This window comes from Protofrankia sp. CiP1_Cm_nod1 (assembly GCF_920888515.1).
Lineage (GTDB): Bacteria > Actinomycetota > Actinomycetes > Frankiales > Frankiaceae > Protofrankia.
In genome coordinates this window covers 1-4,359 of sequence record NZ_CAKKTM010000298.1, presented here as the reverse complement: position 1 = coordinate 4,359, position 4,359 = coordinate 1, and the positions used below count along the sequence as shown (strand labels likewise).

The window sequence follows — 4,359 nt, the reverse complement described above, 5'->3', positions numbered from 1 at the left end:
ACAGGTTCGCTACTCTCGGCGAGCTCCAGCGGGCGAAGCAGCTCACCCCCCGGCCCGACCCGGGCCTGCGGTGATGAGCCGGCATGAGCCTGTCACCGGCATGAGCCTGTCAGCGGATCCGTGGCGGCTACCCGGGCTGCGGATCACTGGCCGGTGGAGGTGTCAGCGAGGCCGGCGCGGTCGAAACGTGCGACAAGGCTGGGCTTGCGGGCATGCCGCTGGCGCAGGAGGGCGAACCGCTGTGTGAACTCCGTGCTGTGGCCGGCGCGTGCGGCAACAGCACGGAGGTCCTCGAGGATCTCGACGGCCGCGTCGTAGTCGCTCGGCCGGCGGCCGTCGATCAGCGCGTCGACACGCGCCCAGGCCGTTTCCTGGTCACCGGCCAGCGCGTCCAGCCGCTTCTCCCGGGCCAGCGCGCGTTCCCGCGCGCGGCGGGCCTCCCCCTCGGCGCGGGCGGCCTGCTCCTGGCGCCGGCGTTCCTGCCGGATCTCCGCGGCGGTGTCCAGCAGTTGCGCGACCGTGCGGCGGGGACGGCCGTTCCCGCCGCTGTCGGGCGTACCGCGGAAACGTCGCAGCAGCTCCAGCTGGACCCGGGCGCCGTCCCCGTGCGCGACCTGGAGCAGGAAGCTCTCCTTGTCACCGGCGGGGAGATCCCGGATCCATCCGGCGAGTGCGCGGGGGTCGTCCCTGGCCGCTGCCAGGGGCGGGCTTGCCTGGGCCGCGCTGGTGAGCAGGTCGGCGTCGAGGCGGAGGAAATCCGCCAGGGCCCGCTGCGGCGCGGTGAGGGAACCCAGCCCGGCGGGCACCGGTGGCTCGAGGGTGTCCTCCTCGTCGTCGCCGAAGACGTCCTCGTCACGTTCCCACGTCCCGTAGCCGGCCAGCCAGGCCAGGTAGAGAGCCCGCGGGTCCCCGGCGGCGAGCTCGGCGCGGGCACCGACGATGGCCGACAGGGAGTCCTCGGCGCCCTCCACCCAGTCCCCGCTGTCGTCCTCGCTGGTCAGATCGAGGATGAGATGGTCCCCGGCGGTCCAGGCCGTCAGGTGAGGCTCGACGGTGTACCGCTGGACGGTCTTGAGGTCGAGGAGGGTGCGGGGCAGCCGGATCATGATCCGATGGGTGCCCCAGTTGGCGAGGTAGAGGTGGGCATCGTAGTAGCGCTCCATCATGATGCGTGGATCGCCGTGAAAATCGCCCCAGTGGTACTCGTTGGTGAAGCTGGTGGCGGTGATCCGGGCCCGGGTGGACAGAGTGCGGACCTCGGCCTGCTGCTGTGCGGTCAACGGCCGGTCGACGGCCAGGAACTCGTAGTACTGGTATGTGCTCATCGTCGCGTCACCGTCAGGATGCCCAGTGCCGGTAGGCCTCGACCCATTCGGCCCCGCCCGGGGGTGGGGTGGGCAGCGGCAGGTCCAGGATACCGATCACCTGGCGGTGCTTCCCCCGGGTGCAGACCGCGACGATGCCGCTGTCGGACCGCAGGTCGATCTTCGTGACGGTCACGTCCACGCCCAGGACGGTGGTCTGGAAGGGAACGGCGAGGTTGTCCTCGATCACAGCGTGGAAGGCCGTGAGCTGTTCGTCCTCGCCGTAGGCGTCGACGACGGCCTGCTCGACCAGCGCATCCAGCTCCACCTCGTCCAGCTCCACCTCGGTCACCTCCACCGCCTTGGGTCACCTTCGCCGTAGCCGGCAGCCTACCGAGACAGCCGAATGGAGCCCCGACAGGGCAGGGGAACCCCAGCCGCCACTGGCCCGCGATCCTTGTGGCCGGTCCCTGTAATAGATATTCCGATGGCCTTCGAAGAGCGGCTCAGAACACCGGCAACCACCGGCCACGCTGGCCGCGCGGCACCGGTTGGTTATCTGTTGGTGTCGATGCTCGATACCAGGCAGTTCTTGCTGTCGCTGATGTAGAGGATGCCCGCTTTGTCGACCACCACTCCGGTCGGTTGCGCGAGCTGGGCACGGGTGGCGGGGCCGCCGTAGCCGGAGAACCCGGAAGTGCCGGTACCTGCCACGGTGGTGATCGTCCCGTTGGGGCCGACTCGGCGCACCCGGTGGTTGTACTGGTCGGAGATGTAGAGGGTGCCGCTGGTGTCGACCGCAACCCATACCGGGCGGTTGAGCTGGGCTCGGGTGGCGGGCCCGCCATCGCCGGAGAACCCGCCGCCGCCGTCGGTCTCGGTGGCGCCATTACCCGCCACGGTAGTGATCGTCCGGTCGGGGGCGATGCGGCGTATCCGGTGGTTGCCCCACTCGGCGATGTACAGGGTGTCGCCGACGATCGCCAGCCCGATCGGTTCATTGAGCTGGGCCTCGAAGGCAGGCCCGCGGTCACCCGAGAAGCCGCGACCCTTGTTACCCGCGATGGTGGTGATCGTTCCGTCGGGGGTGACCTTGCGGATCCGGTGGTTCCGTGTATCGGCGATGTAGAACGTGCCATCTTTGGCGACCGCGACGTCGCCCGGAGAGAAGAGCTGGGCTTGGGTGGCGGGTCCGCGGTCACCGGAGAACCCGCCGTCGCCGTTGTCTTTGGTGACACCGTTACCCGCGACGGTGGTGATCGTTCTGTCGGGGGTGATCTTGCGGATCCGGTGGTTGTTCCGGTCTGCGACGTAGAGGGTGCCGTTGTCGGTGACCGCCAGCCCGGTGGGCTCATTGAACTGGGCATCAATGGCCGGTCCGCCGTCGCCCGAGAAGCCGGGGGTGCCGTTACCCGCCACGATGGTGATCGTCCCGTCGGGGTCGATCCTGCGGATCCGCTGGTTGCCGCGGTCCGCGAGGTAGAGGGTGCCGTCGCTGGCGACCGCCACGTCCTGCGGGTCCTGGAGCTGGGCTTCAATGGCCGGCCCACGGTCACCGGAGAATCCCTGCGCGCCCGTTCCCGCGACCACGGCGATCGTCGGGCTGGAACCGCCCGTCAGATGGACAACGGCGAACACCAACAGGGCGGGCACCAGCGTCAGGACTCCGGCACCGGTCAACAGGCGTCGGCGGTTTAGCGGAGAGCGCGACGGCGCAGTTCCCTCCACGGGCGGGTCCTCGTCGATGTGTGCCGATGGTGGTTCGACGGGGGATGCCGTGCTGAGCCCGCCCGGAAAGGGGCTGGAGGGCGGGCTGCCTTCCGCGGGTGAGGGGCCGGCCACGCCGGCAGCCTGCGCGGCGGCGGCGAGCACGCTGTTCGCCGGGCGAGCATGGTAGGCCTCGCGCAGGACGTTCGCCCACCCGTCGATGACCGCGCCGCCGACGAACAGGCGGTGAGTCTCCCACCAGAACTGCTCCGCGTTGGCGATGTTCCACCCGGGCTGGCGCCTGGGCGGAAGCCCTGCCTGGTCGACCAGCCTGCGTGCCTCCGGGGGATCGGGGAACTCGTCGGCCAACGTGCTGATCACCAGCCGGTCCAGTGATAGGGCGGCCGGCGGGCGGGCACTCGACCCGCCGGGCCCGCCGGTGGACGAGCCGCCGGCGGGCGTCTCCCCGTCGTCGGGGCCGGGGCTGGCGGGCCGGTACTGGCTGATCACGTCGGCCAGCTGGGGTTGCCGGGATTCACCGCGGTGGCCTCGGCCAGTAGCCGCGGCAGCCAGCCCTCGGCCTTCGCCCCTTCGAATATCTTGAACACGGCGTCCGGTAACGTGACGGACTCGGTGGCGTAGTGCGCCAGGGGCCTGTCGAGTCTGTCGAGCAGCCTCTCGAGCCGCCCCCGGTCCGGATATGCGGCCAGGAGGGCGTCTTGCGCCGCCCGCCGCTGCGCGCCGTTCATCCCCGCGACCTTCGCCTCATCAAGCCCGGCCACAGACCACCCTCCCAGCGCCGACGCCACGAGCCGCGGACGTCTGCCGTCCGCCAGTCCGGCCAGGGGAGAAGGCGAACAGCCACGACAGCCCCCGATTTCGCCGTGTGCCGTGACTCTAACGAACCGGCTGATACGCCACGATGCCACGTGGCGGAGGCGTGGCAGTCACCATGCCACCCCGGCTGATGGCTGACCACGGAAGGGGGCCAGGTGCGCCGCGCGGACTCGTTCACCGTGCGATGATCGTCAGGGGGGAGTCCTACAAGCCGGCGACCCAGTACGCCCGGGCCGTGCCTGACAGAGCCGAGCCTGTAGCCTTCGCCGGCTCCTTGATCGGGCGCCGGCTCCTCTGCGCCTCCCCCGTTCGGCTGGTATAAGCCGCCGTACTCGAGACGAAGAACCACACCATGTTCCTGGTGTTCTGCTGCCGTCCGCGCGGCCTCCCCTACCTGTCAGCATGAGATGGGGCAGGGGATGCCTGTCATCTTGTGATCAGGGCGGGTTGGGAGCTGGAAACGGGGTGGTCACCTGTCGCCATGCCCGTTCCCTGCCCGGCTGGTTCCGGT

At 70.1% G+C, this 4,359-nt stretch carries 4 protein-coding genes; all 4 read right to left on the bottom strand.

Going from position 1 to position 4,359, the window contains the following annotated elements; all coding sequences use genetic code 11:
* Nucleotides 1–143: 143 nt before the first annotated feature.
* The 4 genes from NBX02_RS13430 to NBX02_RS13415 all read right to left on the bottom strand — a co-directional run bounded on the left by NBX02_RS13430 (nt 144) and on the right by NBX02_RS13415 (nt 3,793).
* Nucleotides 144–1,325 carry a hypothetical protein gene (locus tag NBX02_RS13430; protein WP_250287286.1) on the bottom strand — a complete coding sequence of 394 codons (1,182 nt, stop codon included), beginning with the start codon at nt 1,323–1,325 and terminating at the stop codon, nt 144–146.
* A 13-nt stretch (nt 1,326–1,338) separates the two neighbouring features.
* Nucleotides 1,339–1,656 (bottom strand): calcium-binding protein, encoded by a 318-nt coding sequence (locus NBX02_RS13425; protein WP_250287287.1) that lies wholly within the window; start codon nt 1,654–1,656, stop codon nt 1,339–1,341.
* 203 nt (nt 1,657–1,859) lie between these two features.
* Nucleotides 1,860–3,521, bottom strand: coding sequence for an NHL domain-containing protein (locus tag NBX02_RS13420; protein ID WP_250287290.1), 1,662 nt, complete (start codon nt 3,519–3,521; stop codon nt 1,860–1,862).
* Nucleotides 3,518–3,793, bottom strand: coding sequence for an effector-associated domain EAD1-containing protein (locus tag NBX02_RS13415; RefSeq protein ID WP_250287291.1), 276 nt, complete (start codon nt 3,791–3,793; stop codon nt 3,518–3,520). The genes NBX02_RS13420 and NBX02_RS13415 overlap by 4 nt, the downstream gene beginning before the upstream one ends.
* Nucleotides 3,794–4,359 lie beyond the last annotated feature (566 nt).

Coding starts and splice junctions, on each gene's coding strand:
- NBX02_RS13430 (WP_250287286.1), bottom strand. CDS start 1,325: ATGAGCACATACCAGTACTACGAGTTCCTGGCCGTCGACCGGCCGTTG.